Source organism: Prosthecobacter fluviatilis (assembly GCF_055388355.1).
This window is the reverse complement of sequence record NZ_AP043782.1, coordinates 5,246,071-5,269,836: the sequence shown is the minus strand read 5'-3', so window position 1 is coordinate 5,269,836 and position 23,766 is coordinate 5,246,071. Positions and strand designations below refer to the sequence as shown.

16 protein-coding genes are annotated in these 23,766 nt (G+C 61.9%); 9 read left to right on the top strand and 7 right to left on the bottom strand.

Annotation, left to right across the window (positions count from 1 at the left end):
* Window positions 1–65: 65 nt before the first annotated feature.
* Window positions 66–1,352, bottom strand: coding sequence for a Y-family DNA polymerase (locus tag ACZ5WW_RS20610; RefSeq protein ID WP_377162379.1), 1,287 nt, complete (start codon window positions 1,350–1,352; stop codon window positions 66–68).
* 143 nt (window positions 1,353–1,495) lie between these two features.
* On the opposite strand from ACZ5WW_RS20610, the gene ACZ5WW_RS20605 reads away from it, so the two are divergent.
* Window positions 1,496–2,059, top strand: a complete 564-nt coding sequence (locus ACZ5WW_RS20605) for a DUF2726 domain-containing protein (protein WP_377162377.1) — start codon at window positions 1,496–1,498, stop codon at window positions 2,057–2,059.
* A gap of 16 nt (window positions 2,060–2,075) precedes the next feature.
* On the opposite strand, the gene ACZ5WW_RS20600 is transcribed toward ACZ5WW_RS20605, so the two are convergent.
* Window positions 2,076–3,080 (bottom strand): Ig-like domain-containing domain, encoded by a 1,005-nt coding sequence (locus ACZ5WW_RS20600; RefSeq protein ID WP_377162375.1) that lies wholly within the window; start codon window positions 3,078–3,080, stop codon window positions 2,076–2,078.
* Window positions 3,077–4,189, bottom strand: coding sequence for a hypothetical protein (locus ACZ5WW_RS20595; RefSeq protein WP_377162373.1), 1,113 nt, complete (start codon window positions 4,187–4,189; stop codon window positions 3,077–3,079). The genes ACZ5WW_RS20600 and ACZ5WW_RS20595 overlap by 4 nt, the downstream gene beginning before the upstream one ends.
* 141 nt (window positions 4,190–4,330) lie before the next feature.
* On the opposite strand from ACZ5WW_RS20595, the gene ACZ5WW_RS20590 reads away from it, so the two are divergent.
* A complete protein-coding gene (locus tag ACZ5WW_RS20590; RefSeq protein ID WP_377162371.1) occupies window positions 4,331–6,508 on the top strand; it encodes a transglycosylase domain-containing protein in 2,178 nt (725 codons plus the stop codon).
* 815 nt (window positions 6,509–7,323) lie between these two features.
* Here the strand turns inward: ACZ5WW_RS20590 and metH are convergent.
* A complete protein-coding gene (gene metH / locus ACZ5WW_RS20585; protein WP_377162369.1) occupies window positions 7,324–11,130 on the bottom strand; it encodes a methionine synthase in 3,807 nt (1,268 codons plus the stop codon).
* Between the two features lie 113 nt (window positions 11,131–11,243).
* Here metH and ACZ5WW_RS20580 point away from each other — a divergent pair, with 113 nt between their 5' ends.
* Complete coding sequence (locus ACZ5WW_RS20580) at window positions 11,244–11,846, top strand: helix-turn-helix domain-containing protein (RefSeq protein WP_377162367.1); 603 nt, start codon at window positions 11,244–11,246, stop codon at window positions 11,844–11,846.
* A gap of 38 nt (window positions 11,847–11,884) precedes the next feature.
* Window positions 11,885–14,089, top strand: a complete 2,205-nt coding sequence (locus ACZ5WW_RS20575; RefSeq protein ID WP_377162365.1) for a M60 family metallopeptidase — start codon at window positions 11,885–11,887, stop codon at window positions 14,087–14,089.
* A gap of 248 nt (window positions 14,090–14,337) precedes the next feature.
* Here the strand turns inward: ACZ5WW_RS20575 and ACZ5WW_RS20570 are convergent, their stop codons facing one another.
* Window positions 14,338–15,657, bottom strand: a complete 1,320-nt coding sequence (locus ACZ5WW_RS20570; protein WP_377162363.1) for a PQQ-binding-like beta-propeller repeat protein — start codon at window positions 15,655–15,657, stop codon at window positions 14,338–14,340.
* 66 nt (window positions 15,658–15,723) lie between these two features.
* Between ACZ5WW_RS20570 and ACZ5WW_RS20565 the strand changes: the two genes are divergently transcribed.
* The gene (locus ACZ5WW_RS20565; protein ID WP_377162361.1) at window positions 15,724–16,650 is read left to right on the top strand and encodes a dihydrodipicolinate synthase family protein; all 927 of its coding nucleotides are present in this window, start codon (window positions 15,724–15,726) and stop codon (window positions 16,648–16,650) included.
* A gap of 7 nt (window positions 16,651–16,657) precedes the next feature.
* Here the strand turns inward: ACZ5WW_RS20565 and ACZ5WW_RS20560 are convergent, their stop codons facing one another.
* Both ACZ5WW_RS20560 and ACZ5WW_RS20555 read right to left on the bottom strand, forming a co-directional pair.
* Window positions 16,658–17,584: a hypothetical protein gene (locus ACZ5WW_RS20560; RefSeq protein ID WP_377162359.1), complete on the bottom strand. Its 927-nt coding sequence runs from the start codon at window positions 17,582–17,584 to the stop codon at window positions 16,658–16,660.
* 5 nt (window positions 17,585–17,589) lie between these two features.
* Window positions 17,590–18,318 carry a peptidoglycan recognition protein family protein gene (locus ACZ5WW_RS20555; RefSeq protein ID WP_377162357.1) on the bottom strand — a complete coding sequence of 243 codons (729 nt, stop codon included), beginning with the start codon at window positions 18,316–18,318 and terminating at the stop codon, window positions 17,590–17,592.
* Between the two features lie 202 nt (window positions 18,319–18,520).
* Between ACZ5WW_RS20555 and ACZ5WW_RS20550 the strand changes: the two genes are divergently transcribed.
* The 4 genes from ACZ5WW_RS20550 (at window position 18,521) to ACZ5WW_RS20535 (ending at window position 23,743) form a co-directional block, all read left to right on the top strand.
* Complete coding sequence (locus tag ACZ5WW_RS20550; protein ID WP_377162355.1) at window positions 18,521–19,906, top strand: MFS transporter; 1,386 nt, start codon at window positions 18,521–18,523, stop codon at window positions 19,904–19,906.
* 1 nt (window position 19,907) lies between these two features.
* The gene (locus tag ACZ5WW_RS20545; protein WP_377162353.1) at window positions 19,908–20,192 is read left to right on the top strand and encodes a hypothetical protein; all 285 of its coding nucleotides are present in this window, start codon (window positions 19,908–19,910) and stop codon (window positions 20,190–20,192) included.
* A 69-nt stretch (window positions 20,193–20,261) separates the two neighbouring features.
* Window positions 20,262–21,464: an MFS transporter gene (locus ACZ5WW_RS20540; protein ID WP_377162351.1), complete on the top strand. Its 1,203-nt coding sequence runs from the start codon at window positions 20,262–20,264 to the stop codon at window positions 21,462–21,464.
* Between the two features lie 128 nt (window positions 21,465–21,592).
* A complete protein-coding gene (locus ACZ5WW_RS20535; protein WP_377162349.1) occupies window positions 21,593–23,743 on the top strand; it encodes a TonB-dependent siderophore receptor in 2,151 nt (716 codons plus the stop codon).
* The last annotated feature ends 23 nt before the right edge of the window (window positions 23,744–23,766 follow it).

The following is a 23,766-nucleotide window of genomic DNA, read 5'->3' as shown; positions in this document are numbered from 1 at the left end:
TGTGTGCGATGCGCCGTGGGAACCCTGGTTTCCCACGGCTTTTTTATGCTGCGTGGCTGCGGGTGTTATTCTTTGAACTCCTCCCGGTCGGGAATGCGGGTGAAGGCGATCTTGGTGCCTGAGAAGGTGCGGACGGCGTCTGGGGTGAAACCGATGACGACGGAGTCGCGACCGTACTTCTGATTGATGTCATCCATCACACGGCTCAGGAGCTCGCGCTGCTGTTTCGGTGCGGAATCGCCGGAAAGATCGAAAAGCTCAAGCTGGCGCGGCCAGGCCTCTGCCACCAAGCCGAACAGGGTCACCGACACCTTTTTGACGCGCTGCCAGCGGGCCTGCTTCATCACCCGCAGCCAAAGATCCGCCAGCACACGTGCGAGCGCGATGCTGTCCGAGCCTTCGTCAAATCTGGCCTGGGCTTCGCAGCGCGGCCCGTCCTCCAAGCGTATGCTGAGATGCAGATGGCTGGCGCGGTACTCCATGCGGCGCAGCCTGCTGGCGGCCTTGAGGAGGAGCCTGCGGGCGACAATGCCTGCGGCGGGAGGGGTGCGGAATTCGGGGGCGAGCACATGGCTGTGCCCGATGGTGCGATGCGCAGGGGGAACGTCATCTTCCGTGATGCCACCGTGCAGTCCGTGCCAGAAGCGGTCGCCGCCCACGCCGCCCCAGGCGCGGTGGAGCGTCTCGCGATCTGCGGCCCACAAGTCTGCCATGGTGCGGATGCCGCAGGCGTGAAGGCGGGGCTCCATGCGGCGGCCGATGCCGCAGAGGTCTCGCAATTCGAGATCGAGAAGGCGGCCTGGCAGGTCCTCCTGGAGGAGGGCGACGAGGCCGTCGGGCTTTTGCATGTCGCTGGCCACCTTGGCGAGGAAGCGATTGGGAGCGAGGCCGATGGAGCAGGTGATGCATTCGCCAATGTGCTCGCGCAGGCCCTGCTTGATGCGCTTTGCGAGGGCGGTGGCCACCTCGAGGGGGCGGCGGGGAGCGTCGAGCTTGCAGGCCATTTCGTCGATGGAGCAGATTTGATGAACGGGGAAATGGCGCTCGACCTCCTTGATGATGTCATGGTGAAACTCCACGTAGCGATCGTGCCCGGCCATGACGGTGATGAGGTGCGGGCAGCGGCGACGGGCCTCGCCGATGTTGGTGCCGGTCTTGATGCCGTATTTTTTGGCCTCGTGGCTGGCGGCGATGGCGCAGGTGGTGTCTGAGTCCACCGGAACGACGGCGACGGGCCTGCCACGGAGGGCGGGATTGAGCTGCTGCTCGACGCTGGCGAAGTAGCTGTTCAGGTCGAGAAACAGCCAGTCCACCAGGGGCTGGGAATGAGAAGGAGCATCGGGCGAGATCATTGAAGGAGGCCAAATTGGTTGTGATTTCAACATGTGTTCATTAGAACACTTTTAGGGCCGAATAAAGTCCAATTCACATGATCTTACAGGGTTCTTACCAGACCTAAGTTGATCGCCACAATAATTTTTATAACCAATAAAACATGCAGCCTTCACCTGCTACGGCATCCATTTCCTCATCTGAAGCATCCCCCACACCCTATCCCCTTCTTTCCTCCGACGAAGCCCTGTTCCATGCCTGCCTGGAAAACCTGACCGCCCAGCGCTGCCACATTCAATGCAAACCCCGGCTCTTCGAAATCCTTCATGCTGAAAACGCTGCGGGGTTTTTAAAGATCTGCCAGCGGCATACCGATTTCCTGATCTACCGCAAAGGGGACTGGCTGCCGATGGTGGCGATCGAGTTTGAGGACGGGAGTTCCGGCAAGGCCAGCCGCAAGGCACGTGACCGCCAGTTGGTGAAGGACATTTTTTCGACCTTCGGCATTCCCATGCTGCAGATTCATTCCAAAGAGATCAACCACATCGACACACTGGTCCACAAGCTCAGCAATGCCTGGCTGCAGCGCAATGCCAATCTGGAGATCCTGCCGCCGCCGAGCGAGGTGTGCGCGCCGCACCCGCCCACGACCACCCTGCTGTCAGCCATTGCCGCAGGGACAAGTCCGAACGCGAGCACAAGCCGCGCGTGCTCCGCCATTTCCTGAGCGGCTTGAAGCCTTCCTAATCCCCCAACTGGAAGTCCAGGGTGCTCTTTTTTGCGACATTTTCCGGCGCGTCGCGATCGACCTCAAAAGGTCCCAATAAATTGTTGCCGGCCAGATCTTCAAGCAGGGGGTCGATCTCGACAAGGCCTGCGCCTGATGGCCAAACTGAAGCAGGCGTGAATGACCAGGTGCGAGCGTCCGAGGCCACGTGAGCTGAGCCGGTGATTGTGGCGGCGCGAGCTTTGACCGTCAGCGCGGAAACGAGTATCGCGGGGTCAAGGGGTTCGTCGAAGGTAATGGTCAGAGGATCGCGGGTGGCGGCTTTGGGTGGCGTGATCTGCCAGCGGAGAGGATCAGGGCAAGTGTGGTCTGGCGCTGCTGCGGTGATGGGAAAGGTGATGTCCTTTCCGAGAGCCACACCGGCAGTGGAGCGCCAGGAAGAGGCGATCTTGAGGGTGTATGGACTGTTTTCCTGCAGGACGGGGCCTTCATCCTGGTTGAGGTTGACGCCGGTTTTCTGACGGCCAGGATGGAGCCAGAGGGTGAGGCGTCTGCCGTCGGGGGACCAGAGCTCGGTCTCGCGGAAGGCCCCTTGAACGATGCTGCCGTCGTGGCGCAGGAGGGTGATGCGATCGAGAAACACGCCCTGCTCCATGGGCTGGCTGAAGTGGAGGTAGAGCTTCAGGGCATTGGCCGGGAGACTGGTGGGAGCGGGAGAGATGCTGGCGGCAGGAGCGGCGGCGGCGGGGCGCTGGAAGTGCAGCTGCTGGGTGGTCCAGTGACCGTCGGGGGACTGGACTTCCACACGATAGGTCTCTCCGGGGACGAGCGGCAGGGTGGCGGCGAAGCGGACGTGGGCAGCGGATTTTGAAATGCTGCCAAACAGGGGCTCTGTGGCTCCTGTGCGAAACACGCGGATGTCCACCCCCGGGGACTCGATGTGACCGGAGGGGTCCACCTTTGCCTCTGCGGCAAAGGCGGTGGCGCCAAGGAGGGCGAAGAGCATGAGCCAGCGCTTCACGGCAGGGCGGCGACTTCGAGGGTCAGCGTTCCTTCGGCATCGCGGAGGACGACGGCCTCGGTGTCGCTGAGCTTGTCCACCTGCACGGCACCAAAGAGCGCGTCCACGATTTCGATCCCCTGGGGGCCGTCGTGCTGTTTTTCGTCGCGGCGGGCAGCGTTCTCGTTGGTCTTGTCGGGGGCCTGTGAGTCGAGGTAGTCCATGCTGATGCGGGCACCCCACATCTTGCTGGGACCGAAGGCGTTCTGCTTGAAGCGCTGGGTATGCACGACAAGCCATTCCTTGCCACTTTTGTCAGTGTAGCTGAAGAGATCGAGCGGGCGGTTGCCGCTGCCGAGCTCGACCATGCTGACGCCTTTGACCTGGGCACCGCTCTGGATGTCGTCCACCTTGAACTTGGCGACGGGGGTGCAGGCGAAGGCGCCGACGACAAAGGTACCCTCCTGTGACTGATAGGGAATGAAGCTCTGGATGGGGGCCTTGGTCTCCCACTTGCGATGAGCGACGTGGTAGGTTTCGGCGCTGAAGACGCTAGCGGTGGCGCCGTCTTTGACCGGAACTGGGATGGTGAAGATGCGGGAGGCGAACTCCTCATTGCAGGTGCCGGTGGCGAACACGCGATCTTTGTCGAAGGCGACATCGGTGATGTTGGTGACCTTGCTTGCGGTGCCGCCGGGCAGGGTGACACGGGCCCATGAGAGTGGCTCAAGGTTCAGCGGAGTGATCTTGCCGTCAGAGCCGACACTGACGATGAGCACGGCGTTGTCCGGGCGGCGCTGAACGCCGAGGTAGATGCGGCCGCTGGCGGGATTGACCGCGAGGTCTTTGACGGTGATGTCCTCCTTCTTCACACCGAGGCCTGCGGCGATCTGGGCACCGATGTCGGCGACGGGCTTGGCGAGCTTTTCTTTTTGAGGGCCTACATCGCCCGTCTGAACGGCGAGCACGCTGGCGGTGCCGGGCTCAGCCACGAGCAGGAGGCCCTCCGGCCCAAAGCTGATGGAACTGAGGGACTGGATTTTGAGGCCGCCTTTCTGGGGCGACTCGAGCAGCGCCGCGGAAGCGCCGAGGGTGGAGGCAAGGAGGAAGGAGAGGCAGAGTGCTTTCATGGCCGGTGAACTGGTGGTGGGCTATGGTACGGAACCAGCAAGGCGAATGTCACGCCCGAATGTGAAATTGAAGTTCACGGCGAGTTCATCGTCTGAGGCTTGATCTTTGGTCGAAAACCAGCGACCCGATGCGACGCGCCCATGAAAAAGAAGCCAACCGAAGAACGCAAGCCGACGAAGTCCTCCCTGTCGCTCTGGCAATCGTTGAAGCGGTTTTGCATCATTTTTGTTCTGGGTGGATCGCTGGTGTGCACGCTGGGGGCAGCGGCGATCATCGCGTATTACAGTGAGAGGGCGAAGGCGTATGATCTGACGAAGCTGGGAGACATGCCGGAGCGAACGATCGTGATGGATGCGAAGGGGGTGATCCTGGGACGGATGCACGGGGAGAACCGGATCATCGTGCCGCTGAGCGAGGTGTCTCCGTGGTTTGTGAAGGCGCTGCTGGCGCGAGAGGACTCGCGCTTTTACAAGCATGGCGGGGTGGACTACCTCGGGGTGGCGCGAGCGATGGTGCGCAATGTGAAGGAGCTGCGGGTGGTGCAGGGGGCGAGCACGCTGACGATGCAGCTGGCGCGCAACAGCTACCCGGACCTGGATGACCGGAGCCTGAACCGGAAGCTGGTGGAGATCATGCTGGCGCGGAGGATCGAGAAAGCGTGCACGAAGGAGCAGATCATCGAGCATTACGTGAACCGCATCTTTTACGGGCCGGGCATCTACGGGGTGCAGCGGGCAAGCCAGGTGTACTTTGGCAAGCATGCGAGCCAGCTGAGCCTGAGCGAGGCGGCGATGATCGCGGGGATCATCCGCAGTCCGGCGCGCTTTTCGCCCTTCCGGAATTATGAGGGGGCGCTGAAGGAGAGGGACACGGTGCTGAAGCGGATGCTGGAGCTGAAGATGATCACGCCGGAGGAGGAGATCGCGGCGAAGTATGCGGACATCGCGCTGCATGCGCAGCCTTTGTTTCAAAGCCAGGGGGGCTACGCACTGGACACGGTGCGGCGGGATCTGGACCTGATCCTGGAGCAGCAGGAGATCGAGGACGGCGGGCTGCAGGTGTACACCACGCTGAACAAGGAGCTGCAGGATGCGGCTGATGAAGCGGTGGAGAAGCGGCTGGCGGCGGTGGAAAAGCAGGGTGGCTACGCGCACCCGAAAAAGGCCGATTTTGACAAGACGTGGGACGGCACGCAGGAGGTGGCCTCGACGCCGTACCTGCAGGCGGCGCTGATGATGCAGGACAACACGACCGGTGGCATCCTGGCGCTGGTGGGCGGGCGCGACTACCGCCACAGCAAGTACAACCGTGCCACGATGGGAGAACGACAGATCGGGTCCACGGTGAAGCCGTTTGTGTATGCTGCGGCGATCGCGTCCGGCTTCATGCCGGGGACGCTGATCAATGATGCGCCGATCCAGCCGGGTGAGATTGAGGGTGCCTCGCCAGGATGGAATCCGCAGAACTCGGACGGCAAGTTTCTGGGGCCGACGACGCTGACGGACGGGATCGTGAAGAGCCGCAACACGATGACGCTGCGACTGGGGAACTACGCCGGAGTGGACCGGGTGATCGACCTGCTGACGAATGCGGGCTTTGCTAAACCTGCGGAGCGGACGCCGCAGATTTTCATTGGTAACATTGGCGGGAATCCGCGGCAGCTGACGAGCGCGATCAGCGTGTTTCCGAACCAGGGGCTGCGGCGCCGGCCGTTCCTGATCGACCGGATTGTGGACAAGGCGGGCAACGTTATTTATCAGACGCCGGTGCTGGAGTCCGAGGTGATGACGCCGAGCGTGGCGTTTCTGATGCGCAACATTTTGGCGCAGGTGCTGGACCGAGGCACGGCGGCCACGCTGCGCAGCGAGTATGGATTCAAGGAACCGGGCGGTGGCAAGACGGGGACCACGAATGATTACAAGGATGCGTGGTTTGCGGGCTATACGGACCGCGTGAGCTGCGGGATCTGGGTGGGGCTGGACAAGCCGCAGACGATTGTGGAGGGCGGGTATGGGGGCACGCTGGCGCTGCCGATCTGGGCGGATGTGATGAAGAAGGCGGTGGCGCTTGGGTACAAGACGGAGGTGCCGAAGGTGTCGCTGCCGCTGTCACGGGTGTCTTTGTGCCGGGTGAGCAGCCAGCTGGCGACGGATGGGTGTGCGCAGGCGGGAACGGCGTATGAGGATGCGCTGCCGTATGATCTGGTGCCGCAGAATTTTTGTTCGGAGCATCAGGGCTATCATGCGCCGGCGCCGCGTCCGGCATCACATGGTCGCGGGCGGGGATTGTTTGATCGGATTCGGAGCTGGTTTCAGTGACTGGGGGGAGACTGGCGGAGGGTATGCGGGAGTGCTGGGCGATGCGGAGGCGTGAGGGATCGGGACGATCCCTCTCCTCCGGAGGGGTGGGGTGTGCGGAGGAGCTGGGAGAAAGGATGTGATGGGTGGCGCGAGCCGCACAGAGGTTTGCCTTCGGCCGGCTTCGCGTTGTGCGGCCCCTTATGCTGGCGCTCTGGTGCTCGCGCGAGGGTCCTGGGAGGATGCGTGCGCTGATCGACAGGCAGGAGTGCCTGTCGTACTTATGAGGCTGCGCTAAGTTTGCGTGGGTGGGACATTGCTGCGCGGATGACATTTCCTGGCAGTCGGAATGCTGGGGTGGAAAGGACAGGCCGGAGGCCTGTCTCCCATGGACAGCCGGGACGGCTATCCTCCGAGGGGAAATGCGGAGCTCCGCACAGAGGTTTGCCTTCGGCCGGCTTCGCGTTGTGCGCCCCCCTATGCTGGCGCTCTGGTGCTCGCGCGAGGGTCCTGGGAGGATGAGTGCGCTGATCGACAGGCAGGAGTGCCTGTCGTACTTATGAGGCTGCGCTAAGTTTGCGTGGGTGGGACATTGCTGCGCGGATGACATTTCCTGGCAGTCGGAATGCTGGGGTGGAAAGGACATGCCAGAGGCCTGTCTGCCGTGGACAGCCGGGACGGCTATCCTCCGGGGGGGGAAATGCGGAGCGCCGCACAGAGGTTTGCCTTCGGCCGGCTTCGCATTGTGCGGACCCCTATGCAGGGGCTCGCGCGAATGACCTGGGAGGATGAGTGCGCTGATCGACAGGCATGAGTGCCTGTCGTACTTCAATGCTTCAATAGCCGAGCCAGGGACCGAGCCATTTTTCGGCTTCGTCGAGGGTCATACCTTTGCGGGCGGCGTAGTCTTCGACCTGGTCTTTGGCGACGACGCTGATGCCGAAGTAGTGGGCCTCGGGATGGCTGAAGTAGAGGCCGCTGACGGCGCTGCCGGGATGCATGGCCATGCTTTCGGTGAGCTCGACGCCGGTCCTGGCGGTGGCATCGAGCAGGCTGAAGAGGATGGGCTTTTCGGTGTGGTCGGGCTGGGAGGGATAACCAGGTGCGGGGCGGATGCCGCGGTAGCGCTCCTTGATGAGATCCTCGTTGGCGAAGTCCCCTTCCTTTTCATAGCCCCAGGCCAGACGGGCCTGCTTGTGGAGGTATTCGGCGAAGGCTTCGGCGAGGCGGTCCGCGACGGCCTTGACGACGATGGCGCTGTAGGGGTCGTGCGCCTTTTCAAACTCGTGCGCGAAGTCGTCCGCACCATGGATGCCGACGGCGAAGCCGCCGATGTAGTCGGCGCGGCCGCTGCCTTTGGGGGCGATGTAGTCGCTCAGAGCGTAGTTGGGCGTGTCCTTCTTGATGACCTGCTGGCGCAGGGTGTGGAAGGTGGTCTGCACGGCGGCGCGTGATTCGTCGGTGTAAACCTCGATGTCGTCGCCGGTGCTGTTGGCAGGGAAGAAGCCGATGATGCCGCGCGGGGTGAAGCGCTTTTCGGCGATGATGCGGTCGAGGAGGTCGTTGGCCTCCTTGTAGAGCTTGAGCGCCTCGGCTTCGGCCTTGGTCTTCATCTCGGGGTCTTCGTGGGCGGATGAGAAACGCTGCTCGGCGGCGATCCAGCGGCCGCGAAGCTCCCAGGAATGGAAGAAGGGCGACCAGTCGATGAACTGGCGCAGGGTGGCGACGAGTTCGGGGCCTTCGTAGGTTTTGGTACCGAGGAAGGAGGGGGTGGCTATGTCCTGCGTGGCCCAGTCAAACTTGGTGCTCTTTTCGCGTGCCTCGGCGAGGCTGAGGAGGGTGCGGTCTTTTTTGCGGCCGTATTCCTCGCGGAGCCTGGCGTGGCGCTCCTCGTTGCTCTTCACGAAGCCTTCGCGCTGGTCTTCGCTCAGAAGGGCGGTGGTGACGGGAACGCTGCGGGAGGCATCCAGCACGTGGACGATGCTGCCGCTGTATTTGGGAGCGATCTTGATGGCGGTGTGAGCCGGGCTGGTGGTGGCACCGCCGATGAGGAGGGGCTGCTTGAAGCCACGGCGCTCCATCTCGCTGGCGACGTGCGCCATCTCATCGAGCGACGGGGTGATGAGGCCGCTGAGACCGATGACATCCGCGCCGACTTCGAGGGCCTTTTCCAGAATCTTGTCGCAAGGGACCATGACGCCCATGTCGGTTACTTCGAAGCCGTTGCAGGCGAGAACGATGCCGACGATGTTTTTGCCGATGTCGTGCACGTCGCCTTTGACGGTGGCGAGCACCACTTTGCCAGCGCTGCGCTGATTGGGGTTGGCGGCTTTTTCAGCCTCCATGAAGGGCTGCAGGTAGGCCACGCTCTGCTTCATGACGCGGGCGCTTTTGACGACCTGGGGCAGGAACATTTTGCCTGCGCCGAAGAGGTCGCCGACGACGCTCATGCCATCCATGAGGGGGCCTTCGATGACGGAGAGGGGCTTGCCGAGCTTGGCGAAGACCTCGGCGGTGTCTTCATTGATGAAGTCGGTGATGCCCTTGAGGAGCGCGTGCTCGAGGCGCTTCTCCACGGGGGCCTGACGCCAGCTCATGTCGATCTCGGCCTTCTTGGTGGTGCCGGCCTGGCCTTTGAACTGCTCGGCGTAATCGACGAGAATTTCCGTGGCGTCGGGGCGGCGGTTGAGGATGACGTCCTCCACCTTTTCCAGCATCTCCTTGGGGATCTCCTCATAGACCTCAAGCATGCCGGCATTGACAATGCCCATGTCCATGCCCGCCTTGATGGCGTGGTAGAGGAAGACGCTGTGCATGGCCTCGCGGACCTTGTTGTTGCCACGGAAGCTGAAGCTGACATTGCTGACGCCGCCGCTGACCTTGGCGTGGGGCAGGTGGTGCTTGATCCAGCGCGTGGCGTTGATGAAATCGAGGGCGTAGTTGTTGTGCTCCTCGATGCCGGTGGCGACGGTGAGGATGTTGGGATCAAAGATGATGTCTTCGGGCGGGAAGCCGACTTCATCGACGAGGATGCGGTAGGCGCGCTCGCAGATGCGGATCTTGTCGTCGTAAGTGGCGGCCTGGCCCTGCTCATCGAAAGCCATGACGACGGTGGCGGCACCGTACTGCTTGATCTTGCGGGCGTATTCCTTGAACTTTTCCTCGCCCTCCTTGAGGGAGATGGAGTTGACGATGCCCTTGCCCTGCAGGCACTTCAAACCGGCCTCGATGATCTCCCATTTGGAGGAGTCCACCATGATGGGGACTTTGTTCACCTCGGGCTCGGTCTGGAGCAGGATGAGGAACTTGGTCATCGTGGGCACGCCGTCGATGAGGCCTTCGTCCATGCAGACATCGATGACATTGGCACCGCTCTCGACCTGCTGGCGGGCGATGGCGACGGCCTCCTCGAGCTTGCCCTCCTTGATGAGCTTGGCGAACTTCGGTGACCCGGCGACGTTTGTGCGCTCGCCGATCATGAGATAGGGCGGGCGCTCTTCCGGTGTGGCACCTCTCAGCACGAAGGGCTGGGAGCCGCTGAGGCGCATGGTGTGGGGGTCCTGCGGCACCTGACGTGGTGGCAGGCCCTCAAGTGCCTTGGCGATGGCGGCGATGTGCTCGGGGGTATTGCCGCAGCAGCCGCCCATGATATTGACGAAGCCGCTGCCGCCGAAATCTTTGGCAAAATTGGCCATGTCCGGCGGAAGGAGATCGAAGCCGGTGGGGGCCAGCGGATTGGGCATGCCGGCATTTGGATAAGCGGAGACGAAGCAGTCGGCCTTGGTAGAGAGCTCCTCCAGGAAGGGACGCATCTTATCAGGGCCGAGGGAGCAATTGAGGCCGATGGAGAGGGGCTTCACATGCCGCATGGCATTCAGGTAGGCCTCGGTGACCTGGCCGGAGATCATGGTCTCGCCGCCCGGGCCGACGGCGGCGCTGATCTGGACGGGGAGCTCGACTTTGTCCTCCTCAAAGACCTCGCGGATGGCGACGAGGGCGGTCTTGGCATTGAGGGAGTCGAAGATGGTTTCGACCATCAGGGTGTCCACCCCACCAGCGATGAGGGCGCGCACCTGGTGCTTGTAGGCCTGCTTTACCTGATCAAAGGTGACGTAGCGGAAGCTGAGGTCCGAGAGGTCTGGGAACTGGGAGAGGGAAACGGTGAGCGGCCCGATGGCACCAGCGACGTAGCGTTTGCGGCCGGTTTTCTCGCCCACGAGGTCGGCCCATTTGCGGCACTGCTTTGCGGACTCGAAATTGATCTCCCAGGCGAGGTCATTGAGAAACTTGTCCTCGATGACAGTCTGGAAGAACTCGGGGTCTTTGCGGTGGCCTTCCGGCACGTCTTTGAAGAACTCGGCCTGGGCAATGCTGGTGCCGCTGAAGGTGTTTGTCTCGATGATGTCGGCCCCGGCTTCCAGGAAGCGGCGGTGGATGTCCTCAATGATGTCCGGGCGGGTGATGCTGAGGATGTCGCCGTTATTGAGGAGGTCCTTTTCGTTGGTGAGGAAGCGGGTGCCGCGGGCGTCGGCTTCCTTGAGCCCGTAGCCGCGGATGGTCGTGCCCATGGCACCATCGATGACCAGGATTCTCTGGCGCATGGCGGCTTCGAGTTCGGGGCGGACATTGGGACGTGAAGGCATGGTGGAAACTAGCGCCGGAGATGGACGGGTCAACCGTCATATGAACGCATCATGATTTGAGCATGTGACTTTATTTCTAATTTACAAGACACCCATCCGTTATACCGGCACGCATGCCCGCCAAACCCAAAGTCCCCTCCCCCATCGAATCCAGCCCTGAGGCCATCAATGAAAATCTGGGGAAGCGAGTGAAGAAGCTGCGCGGGGACCGGGGGTGGTCGCTGGAGGAGCTGGCGACGGCGAGCGGGGTGAGCCGGTCGATGCTGAGCGAGATCGAGCGGGAGAAGGCGAACCCGACGCTGACGGTGACCTTCCGGATCGCGCGGGCATTTGGGCTGACGCTGCAGGAACTGATCGAGAGCGCGGAGGCCAGTGCGTCAAAGATCCAGGTGATCCGGGCGAATGACCGGGCGCAGGTGTACCGCAGCGACAAGCAGTGCGAGATCCGCACGCTCTCGCCGATCAACCTGGAGAAGGATGTGGAGTTTTATGAGCTGACGCTGAGGCCGGGTGGGACGCTGCGCAGCCAGCCGCATTTTGAAGGAACGCGCGAGTTTCTGACCGTGGAGGAGGGCAGTGTGCGGGTCGAGTCTGACGCCAACAGCGAGGAGCTAGCGAAGGGGGACTCAGGGACCTACCGCGCGGATGTGCCGCATGCGATCGTGAACACCGGCAAGGGAGATGCGCTGGTGTTTCTGGTGGTGATTTATCGATAACCGCTTTCTCAACCCATTTACTTTTTTCCAACCCAACCATGAAATCAGCCACCCTCCTTGTCCTCCTGGCGTTTGCCGGGGTTCTCAAAGCCCAGATGCCATCAGCGCTCGTGAATGGCGAGCGGGGGAAGATTCTCGACGGGGTCAAAACGGTGCCGAAGGCGGGAGCGCCGGGGCCGGTGGGGATCTGGGGGAACATGGCGTTTCCGATTTTGTCGGCCCCGGACAAGGACGGGGTGGAGATCGCGGTGGCGGCGGCAGCGGGGTATGGCAAGGGGCGCATCATCCTCTTTGGACACAACAGCTATCTGGCAGGCGGTGAAGGTGGGGATCATGCGAAGCTGATGGAGAACTGCGTGAAGTGGGCGGGCAACAAGGAGAAGCCACGCGTGGGGCTGAAGGGGGTGAATGCGGTGAATCTGTACAAGCAGCGGGGTTTTAATGCGGAGACTTTTGACAAGATCGAGAAGAAGAGCCTGAACGACTACGACGTGGTGATCGTGAACATGCAGGGCATCATCAGCCCCGAGGAAGGCGCGGTGGTGGCGGAGTATGTGAAGGGCGGAGGTGGATTCATCGGCGGGATGACGGGATGGGCCTTCAGCCAGACGAGCGGTGGCAAGGATCTGGCGGTGTCCCATGGGCTGAACCAAGCGCTGATGCCTGCGGGCGTGGCGATCACGGACATGAGCGCCTTTGACCAACTGAGAGGCTTTGAGGCACGCACGGAACTGCCGGCGATGATGAATGCCTCCGAGGCGATCGCAGCAATCAAGAAGCAACGCGAAGGCGGACCGGCGCTGACGGCGGAACAGATGAAGCAGGGCACGAATGCGATCCAGATCGCGATGGCGGCGCAGCCACCGGACCGCAGCAATCTCAAGACGGCCGTGCTGGCGGCGCTGGGCAATGCGGGAGCGGATGCAGCCGTGCCGACGGCCCAGGCTCCGCTGACCGCGGAGAAGCACGCTGCGCAGAGGCTGCGGCTGGGGATGGAAACGCGGGTGCTGAAGCTGGCCTCGGGTGAAGGGGTGGCGGCGCATCCTGCGCATGCGGTTTTTCCGGGGAAAGTGCCGGCGGATGCGCCGCGGGTGAACGGGGAGATCCGTGTGACGCCGAGCATCCCGGGCTGGACCAGCACGGGGCTGTATGCGGCGGCTGGAGAGACGATCACGGTGACGCTGCCGGAGAAGCTGGCGGACAAAGGGTATGCAGTACGGATAGGCTGCCACAGCGACACGCTTTACCACCTGGACAAGTGGGAGCGTGCGCCGGACATCACGCGCAGCGTGCCGCTGGCCACGGCGACGACGAAGACGGCGAGCGCCTTTGGCGGGCTGATCTATATCGAAGTACCGGGACGGGCGAAGGATGACGAGGCATTTACGGTGGCAATCTCCCATGCGGTGGCTGCGCCGCTGTTTGTGCTGGGGCAGGATGATGATGCGAAGTGGAATGAGATCAAGAAGCGCCCTGCCCCGTGGGCGGAGCTGGCGTGTGACAAACTGATCCTGAGCTGCCCGACGGAGGTGGCGCGTGCGATCAACAATCCGACGCAGCTGATGGAGTTCTGGAAGCAGGTGGTGGAGGCGCAGGATGATGTGACGAACCAGACGGCCGAACGCAAGCGGCCCGAGCGAATCGTGGCGGATGTGCAGATCAGCGCGGGCTACATGCACAGCGGGTACCCGATCATGATCCCGACGAGCGCGGCGCCGGAGATGACGACCTTTGGCAAACTGAAGTTTCCGGGCTGGGGATTTTACCATGAGATCGGACACAATCATCAGCGCGGTGATTTCACCTTTGATGGAACGGGCGAGGTGACGAACAACGTCATCGGGATGTACTGCTATGACGCGGTTTTGAAGAAGGACTGGCTGATCGGGCATGGAGCGATCTCCGAAGAGGCGCGCAAGGAGCACATCCAGAAGATCAAGAAGGCCTCGAACAAATGGCAGGTGTGGAAGAGCGATCCCTTCACGGCGCTGACGACCTACATTCAGCTGGTGCAGGAGTTTGGGTGGGAGAGCTGGCGCAAGTATCTGTACAGCTTTGACGATCCGAAGTTTGGCCCTGCGCCGAAGGGGGACGATGAAAGGCGTGACCAGTTTCTGGTGCGCTACTCGAAGATCGCGAATAAGAACCTGGGGCCGTTTTTTGAGGCGTGGGGGATTCCGGTGAGTTCAGCGGCGAAGGCGGAGGTGGCGAAGATGGAGGTGTGGATGCCGAAGGGACTGTGAAGATTAAATGACGAATGAGTAAATCCGAATGCCGAATGGCCGGGCCATGAGCCGCTGAAGGAAGGGCTGGATAGGATCACAGGTGGGGAGGGTGAACTGCCTGTGAGACTGGCCTGTTTCGATGGCTCGCGCGGAGGGTTGGGGAGGAGAGAGGGCGCTGGGTGTCGCGAGCCGCACAGAGGACTGTGCGGACCACTATGCTGGCGCCCTTTGCGGAGGCTGTGGGTGATTAGCCCATCGGCAGCTGATCACTTCGCCAGGGAGGCGCAGATGATTTCTTCGTCGTTGCGCATGAAGACGCATTGGCTGGCGAAGGCGGGGTGGGACCAGACGACGGGGCGGCGGGGGTCGGTGGTGGTGGGTTTGAGGAGATGGGCGCGGCTGATTTCCTCGTAACCTTTGGGAGAGAGCTTGGCGATGATGAGGTCGCCCTGTTCGTTGGCGAGGAAGAAGCGGTCGGCGTTTTTGATGATGAAGGCATTGGCCCAGCGGACGAGCGGGCCGCCGGTGGTGGCAGCCATGCTCTCCCAGAGGCGCTCGCCAGTTTCGAGCTTGAGGCAGCGGAGCTGGCCGTAGCTGCAGACGCCGTAGATGTGGCCGTCCTGAATGAAGGGGGTGCTGATAAGGCTGTGGAGGGTGTCGGTGTTTTTTTCGCTGAAGCTTTTGCCTTCCCAGAGCAGCGTGGCCTCGGGCTTGGCAGCGTCGAGTTTGAAGCATTTGGAGCTGGTGTAGAAGGAGGTGAAGAAGAGGAGATCGCCCGCGAGGCGCGGGGTGGGAACGGTGAGGCCGAAGCGCACTTCCCAGGGATGGGACCAGAGGACTTTGCCGGTGGCGGGATCGAGGGAATTGACGGCCTGCGGATGCCAGAGGATGAGCTGCTTTGTACCGCCGGCCTCGATGATGATGGGTGAGCCGTAGCCGGGCTCGCGTGCGTCGAGTGCGCGCCAGAGTTCTTTGCCGGTGTCTTTGTCGAATGCGACGGCCAGGCTGCCGGAGCCACCGCAGAGGCAGATGAGGCGCTGGCCATCGAGAAGCGGATGACCGGAGAAGCCCCACATGGGAGTCTTGGCGCCGTATTCGGATTTGAAGTCGTGGGACCAGAGAACCTTGCCGCTGGCGGCGTCGAGGCAGAGGAGATTTCCCTCCGCGCCGAGAGTCCACACCTTGCCGCCGCTGACGAGCGGGGTGCAGCGCGGGCCGGTGGAGTAGCTCATGGTGTAGGTGCAGTCGTAGCGGTGCTCCCAGATGACGGAGCCTGATTTGGCATCGAGGCAGAGGACGCGCTCGGTGCCAGGAATGAGGCCGCGTGCGAAGGCGTTGCCGGGGATGCTGGCTTTGTCCGCGACCTGGCGGTCCATGAGATAGACTTTGCCATCGGCCACGGCCGGGCCGGTGTAGCCGCCGCCGATTTTGACGCGCCAGAGGATGGGAGGGCCGCCGGATGGGAAGGAGTCGATGATGCCGGATTCGCGCCAGACGGAGTCGCTTTGAGGACCGAGCCACTGGGGCCAGTCGTCGGCATGAATTGCAGTGGCGAGCAGGAGAAGGAACAGGCTGACGATGCGCATGGACAAACAAACTCACCACCCGGATTCATGTTGCAGAGAATCTGGCAGCCCACACGTTTGGGCATTATGCTGAACCTGCCCGACTCCCAGCGCCTGCATGGCCTCGTCACAGCCACACACACGCCTTTTCATCCGGATGGAGCGCTCAACCTTGATGTGGTGGAGAAGCAGGCGGCCTTTCTGCAGAGCAAGGGAGTGAACATCGTGTTCATCGGAGGCAGCACGGGGGAGAGCCACTCGCTGACGCTGGAGGAGAGGCTGCTGCTGGCGAAATGCTGGATGGCGGTGACGAAGGGAAGCGCGATGCGTGTGGTGGTGCATGTGGGGGCGAACTGTGTCGCGGATGCGAAGACGCTGGCGGAGCAGGCGGAGGAACTGGGGGCGGCGGCGATCGCGGCGCTGACACCGATGTATTTCAAACCGAAGAACGTGGAGATGCTGGTGGAGACGATGGCGCAGATCGCGGGAGCTGCACCGGAGACGCCTTTCTATTATTATGACATTCCGTCGATGACGGGAGTGAACCTGCCGGTGCCAGAGTTTCTGCGTCAGGCGCGTGAGCGGATTCCGAATCTGGCGGGAGTGAAATTTACCAATCCTGACCTGATGGCCTACCAGTACTGCCTGCGCGCGGATGGCGGCGGGTGGGATCTGCCCTTTGGCTGCGATGAGCACATGCTCGGCGCGCTGGCGATGGGTGCGAAGGGAGCGGTGGGAAGCGGATTCAACTTTGCAGCACCGATCTATGCGCGCCTGCTGGCGGCGTTTGCGCAGAAGGATTTTGAGGCGGCGCGTGTGGAGCAGTTTCGCGGGGTGCAGATCATCAGCACGCTGGCGAGCCATGGCTACATGGGCGCGGCGAAGGCGGTGATGAGCATGCTGGGTGTGGATGTGGGCCCTGCCCGACTGCCGAACAACACGCTAACTCCTGAGCAGAAGGACAAGCTGCATGGCGAGCTGGAGGCCATGGGCTTCTTTGAATGGGTGAAGTGAGGCGGGGTCAGCGGCTCACGCGCAGCAGCGGGGCGGGCAGGTGCTCGCTGGTGAGCCAGAGGGTGAGGCTGTCAGTGTCGTAGCAGACGCCTTCGAGCTGGCGGAGAAGTTCGGGCTCAATTCGGACTGGAGGCTGAGCCAGGGCCTCGGCGAGCGTTTGGTTTTTGGGGAGCTGCCACTCGTAGAGGCTGCTGTAGGTGGAGGCGACCATGCGGGTGCCATCCGGCGAGAAGCAGGCTGAGGTGGTCATGCAGTTGTCGTGCGGACGCTTGCCGGGGCGGATGAGCCTGGGGAAGGTCAGATCGACGATTTTTTCCAATGTCATGCTGACCTTGGGCTGAAGCGGCTGCGGGAAGGCGTAGAGCGCGCATTTGCCGTCGTCGCTTTTGGTCAGGATGTAGAGGCGGCCAGTCTGAGGATGGACGAGCAGGCTCTCCGCGTTGTGCTTGCCGTCCGGATAGTTAGCGCGCCAGATCTGCGGCTCGACGGTTTCAGTTTCCTCCACAGGCTGACCGGAGGCTTTGACAGCAGGCTCAGGAATCTGGTAAACCTGAATCGAAGCGCGGATGTAGAGATTGTCGCCTATGTCACCAATGAAGAGGCATGGCGAGCCCTTTTCATCTTTGCCCGAGGCGATGTCTTCCCAGTCGAAATTTGCCGCATCACGCACACGAACTTTGGCGCGTGTTTTGCCGCTGCGGTCGATGGCAAAGACGCAGGGTTCGCCCCCTGAGTCGTTCATGGTCCAGAAAACCGAGGGATCGCGGATGCCCAAGGCGAGCCCGGAGCTTTCACTCAGCCGTTTGTCCTCAAGGGTCGCGACTTTTTTGCTGGTGCTGGGCACGGGCTTTTCCGGCCAAGCCACCACGGTCTGCCCGCAGCAGGCCGAGACTGCCGTCAGCACAAGCGCGAACTGGAGCAGGCAGGAATGCATAAGAGTCAGCCCAGCGGGGCCGCAGGCCCTGCCAGCATGCGGTTGTAGTGAAACTGCACGCGCGCCTGGAACCAGCGCCAGGTCTGGCCCGGCCTGCCACGCTCCAGCAGAAAATGCGGGCAGTCTTTGTGCAGTGGAGAGACGCCGTAGCGCGGCCAGTGGTAGTGGGGCACGACATTGCTGAGCGGAATGTCGTAGGCACGCATGAGATAGGCGGCGAGGCGCGCGGTGCGGTCGATGGTGCGACCAAGGTCATTGCCCTGATGCTCGCACATCTCGATGCCGATGCTGTAGTTGTTGCCGACGCCGTCAAAGTCAGCGTGCTCTCCCTGCTCGCGGCAGGGAAGGTGCTGGATGGCGATGTCATCCTGAACGGTGAAGTGCCAGGTGAGGAAGCCGATGCGATTGCCGCCCTTGCGCTTGGTGGCCCGCAGAGCGCCGCGCTTCAAGGCCAGCGCGTGCTGGTAGGCGTTTCCGGTGTAGTTCTGGGTGCTGTGAATGGTGATGTAGCGCGGCGTCATGGGCCGGTAGTAGCGGCGGCCCACCGTGCCGGCAGGGATGATGTCGAGCTTGACGCGAGTCTCGGCAAGCAGCTGGTCCGGCGTCATTGCGCCTTGAGGCACCGGGTCAAAGCGGGACTCCCAGCGTGCGATACGCGAGCCGTCATATGTGGCGCAAGCCGCGACAATGCACGCAAGCGCCAGTGGTAGGAGAAGTGCGACGTTTTTGCACATGCGAGTGTTTAAAGGCCAATGATCAAAATTCAATGCCCATATTCATTCATCTGCATGCTGTGCAGCTCCAGTGAAGACAGACCCACAGAAACTTTCCAGCCTGCGTGAACATCGATGAAAGAACCGCGTTTTTGGAGCGGCATGAATCCTTTGAATTCGGGATTGTCATCCTCCTCCAAGTCATTCAACATCCGCGCTTCTCATGAGCTCCACGTCCACTCCCGATTCCAACGCTCCCTGGTACAAGCAGCTGACCGGCTACCACTGGTTTGTGCTGATCGTCGCCTCAGCCGCCTGGTTCTTTGACTGCCTGGACCAGCGGCTGTTCTCGCTGGCCCGTGTGCCTGCGCTGGTGGAGCTGATGAAGCTGCCGCCAACGAATCCTGACCTGCAGGCGTTTGGAAAAGTGGTCACCGCCTGTTTCCTGATCGGCTGGGGTGTTGGGGGACTGATCTTTGGCGCGCTGGGAGACAAGTACGGACGTGCACGGATGCTGACGCTGACGATCCTGATTTACTCCGCCTTCACCGGGCTGAGCTACTTCAGCAGGACGAAGCTGGACTTCACGATTTTCCGCTTCCTGACCGGAATCGGCGTGGGCGGGGTGTTTGGCCTTGCGGTGGCATTGATCGCCGAGACTGTGCCCAACGGAGCACGCACGCAGTGCCTGGGGCTGCTGCAGATTTTGTCCACGATCGGCAACATCACGGCGGGCTTTGCCAAGATCGGCATCGACGCCCTGGAGGCGAGCCACACCATCACCGCCGGGTCGGGGTGGCGCTGGATGTTCCTGATCGGAGCGGCACCTGCGCTGATGATCATCTTCACCCGCAAGTATCTCAAGGAGCCTGCCTCGTGGCAGCACCTGAAGGACACGAACCAACTGCCCAAAGGCAGCATTTTCGCGCCTTACGCGAGCCTGCTGGCCAGCGCGCGCTGGCGTAAAAACCTCCTCGTGGGGGCGGTGATCGCAAGCACGGGAGTGGTGGGGCTCTGGGCCATCGGCGAGTATGCGGTGGACCTGCAAAAGGTGGCCTTCAAACAGTACTTTGAAAAGGCGGGAACGGCACCGGACAAGATTGCGGCGGAAGTGAACAACGCGATTTCGGTGGCGTATCTCTGGAACATGATGGGTGCTGCGGTGGGCATGACGCTCTTTACCAACGTGGCCAAGCTGGGACGCCGACTGGCCTTCTTCCTGGGATTCAGCGCCGCGCTGACCGCGACCTTCCTGGTGTACTGGAAGATGAGCGACCCGATCTCCGCCCGCTGGATGATGTTCCTGATGGGCACTGCGCAGCTGAGCGTGTTTGCGGGCTTTGCGATCTACCTGCCTGAACTCTTTCCAAGCAAGCTGCGCAGCACGGGCACGAGCTTCTGCTACAACCTGGGGCGCTTTGCCGCAGCCGGCGGCAGCTTCTTCTCCGCGACGCTGACTTCGGGGATCTATGGCAAATTTGCCGCCCAGGACCCGGCGCTGCCGCTGCGCTACGCCGCCATGACCATGTGCGCGATCTTCCTGCTGGGCATTTTCATCCTGCCATTCGCCCCTGAAACCAAGGGCAAACCGCTCCCTGAAGACGACTGAAATGACCGCCGCTGAACTCAAGAGCTGCACGCAGGCCGCAGCCGAGGCGATCTCTCCGGAGGCGCTGGCGCTGTGGCATGCCAAGCAGGGGAACTGGGACGCCGCGCACAACATCGCGCAGGACATCCACACCAAGATGGGATCGTGGATACATGCGCTGCTGCACGTGATCGAGGGGGACCAATGGAACGCGGACTACTGGTTTGCGAAAGCGGGGAAGCCCTCACACGGCCCGAAGGAAATTGACAAGCTTTGGGAAGAAATCGCGGGAGTTGTGCTCTCCTGAAGAGTTTTTCTGCACCTGTTTGAAATCTGCTGGTTGCCAACCGGTGGAAGGAGAATGCATGGATGAGGAGTGAACCGAGATCTCACCCTCCTCTTTCTTTCGCGTGCCACACGCCTGCATGCTTTTGGCATGACCTCGGTCATCCTGGCGCTGCATCTGGCACGACGCGGGCTGAGCACGGGTGACGTGGGGCTGCTTTTTACGCTGGCACTGCTCACCGATGCGGCACTGACCTTGGTACTGTCCACCCATGCGGACAGATGGGGCAGACGCCGCACGCTGATGCTCAGCGGGTTTTTGATGGCGCTGGCGGGAATGATGCTGGTGGTGGGAGAATCTTGGTGGGTAGTACTGCTCGGGATCACGATTGGCGTGATCAGCCCGGGCGGCAATGAGGTGGGCCCCTTTCTGGCGATTGAACAGGCGTGCCTGGCGCAATGCACGACCGCGCAGCGACGAACACAGCTGATCGCGTGGTACAATGTCACGGGATTTGTGGCAACAGCTGTCGGCGCTTTGAGTGCAGGGGCATGGCTGAAGACTGCTGGAAGCCAGGGGGGAGCCAGCCACGTGCTATGGGCCTATGCCCTGAGCGGCGTGGCCGTGATGGTGCTGGCGATGCTGCTGACGCACCAAGTGGAAACAGCGCCTGGACAGAATACGCAGAGGGCAAAGTCGCACTGGACGGGGCTGCAAGAGTCGCGCTCCAAGGTGGTGCGGCTGGGCGGCTTGTTTGCCCTGGATTCGTTTGCCGGAGGCTTCATCCCTCAAAGCCTGCTGGCCTACTGGTTTGCCACGCGGTGGTCGCTCAGTGAATGGGAGCTGGGGCAGGTGTTTTTCGCGACAAGCCTGCTGTCAGGCATCTCAGGTCTGGTGGCAGCGCCGTTGTCCCAAAAGATCGGCATGGTCAACACGATGGTTTTCACCCATCTGCCCTCCAATGTGCTGCTGATGCTGGTGCCGGTGATGCCTTCGGCCGGGCTGGCCATCGGCTGCCTGCTGCTACGGCATACCCTCTCACAAATGGATGTTCCGGTGAGGCAGTCCTACGTCATGAGCCTGGTGAGGCCGGAAGAACGCTCTGCAGCCAACGGCATCCTGGCCACCGTGAGGTCATTAAGCGCCGCGCTCTCGCCAGCGCTGGCGGGCGGCCTGCTGTCGCCGACGGCATGGCTTTCGGGCCCGTTGTTGATCGCGGGCGGATTGAAGAGCTTGTACGACGTGCTGCTTTTCAAGACGTTCCGATCGGTCCCCACGGAGGAGAGCTGCTAAGAGGGGATGCTTTTTGTCCAGAGCCGCCCAACCAGGGGGCAGCAAATGTCCGGAGTGCTATTCCGAATGCCCTCTTCCAGGCGAGCTGATTGCCAAAATAAGCGGCGTGCCTATAACCGGCGCGCCTTATGTTTCGCCCCCAACGATTTCTGACGTGCCTGCTTCTGCTGTCCTGCGCAGGGCTCCATGCCGCTCCTCCGGAAAATGCAAAAGCCAAGAAGCCCACATCTGAAGAGGCAAAGACAAAGGAAAGCACACAGCTGCCGCCGATCGTCGTGGAGGCTGCTGCAAACCGCAGCTATGTGGTGAAGGACGCCCCGGGGGTGGCACGGTCCGGCACCAAGGCATTCGACCTGCCCTTCTCCGTGCAGATGGTGCCCTCCCAGGTGATGCAGGACCAAGGGGACATTCAGGCCCAGGATGCACTGCGCAATGTCAGCGGCTTTCATCAGAACAAGGGGGCGTCGTTCAACAGCGCGAATGACGGCGGTGTCATCCGCGGATTTCAGACCACTCAGATGTATTACAACGGCTTTCTGGTGGAAGGCATGTCCTCCATCAATCTGCCGCAACTGGAGCGGCTTGAGGTTCTGAAGGGGCCGGCATCGATGGAGTTTGGCGTCGTGCAGCCCGGCGGTCTGATCAACATGGTGACGCGGCAGCCCTCGGCTGAAAGCCGAACGCAGGTTGAGCAGTCGATCGGCAGCTATGACAGCTATCGGGGACACGTGGACAGCACCGGAGCCTTGAACAAGGACAAGACGCTGCTTTACCGGATCAACGGTGGTTACATCGACCAGAACTCGTTTCGAGACTATGTCTTCGAAAAGCGCTACTGGCTCGCGCCAAGCATCACTTGGAAGCCTTCAAGCAAGGTGACGATCACGCTCGACACTTCGTTCATGAAGAAGGAGAAAACTTTGGACGAGGGGGTGGCTTTCAGCGCCGCAGGCAAGCCTGTGGGGCCGATCAGCACTTTCCTGGGAGAACCGAACCTCCCTGGCCAGACGCAGCGTGATGCCTTCGCGGGGCTGACAGCCGAGTGGCGCCCCTCCGAGAACCTCACCTTCCGCAGCGCCTTCATGTATCACCACTGGGACATCGACATGAACGCGGTGCGCCGCTCCGCCAACACCTCGGGCGCTGGCACGGTAGCGCGGCTGTATGACAACTCCGACTTCTCCGAAAACTCCTGGCAGTGGATGAACATGGGCATCGTGAAGTTCGCTCTGGGCCCGACGCGGCACAAGCTGATGGCGGGCTATGACTACCGTGACCGCAAGCAGACCATCCGTCTGGTGCGCGCGAACTACACCGCCGTGAACATTCTCAACCCTGTGTATGGAGGAGTGCTGCCCGCCACACCGGACCTTAACCGCCAGGATGCGCGGAGGATCTGGTCGGGCCTGTATCTGCAGGATGAAATATCGATGTTCAGCAAAGACCAGCTGAAGATTTTGGTGGGGGGACGGATGGACTACGTCCACAGCACGGATTACAGCCGGACGGGGGCGCCACAAACGTTGCAGCGCATTGACCGGGCCTACACCGGCAGGGCCGGGCTGCTGTACCAGCCGGTGCACGCCTTGGGCATCTACGGCAGTGTGAGCTCCTCATTCATTCCGAGCTCCACCTCCAGCCGCAACGTCAGCGGCGGGCTGCTGGACCCGGAAACCGGCATGCAGTACGAGGCGGGCGTCAAGTGGCGCTCCCCCGCCGAGCGTGTGATGGCAAGCGCGACCATCTATGACCTGACGCGAGACAACGTCGCCATCGCCGACCCGGCCAACCCGGGTTTTTCCGTCAACGGTGGCCTGCTCCGCAGCAGGGGCGTGGAATTTGACGTGTCCGGCCAGCTGACGAGCAGCCTGCAGATCATCGGCAACTACACGTACACCGACACGCGGGTGCTCAGGTCCGACACGCTGCCGGTGGGGGCGAGATTTATGAACGTGCCGCGCAACAGCGGCAGCCTGTGGCTGAAGCACACCCAGCAGGATGGGTGGCTGAGAGGCTTTGGCATCGGCTTCGGCATCTTTGCCGCGAGCAACAAATCCGGCGACAACAATGACACGTTCAAACTGCCGGGCTACACCCGCTTTGATGCAGCCCTCTTCTACCGCCGGGAGATGACCAGCGGCCCGCTGAGCGCCGTCTATGCGAGGGTGAACTTCATCAACCTTTTTGACCGGAAATACTATGAGTCATCTTTTGCCAACTCACGTGTGTTTCCAGGCCAGCCCTTCACGGTCTATGCCACACTCGGCTTTGAGTTCTGATCCATCCAAACACCAACCCACCC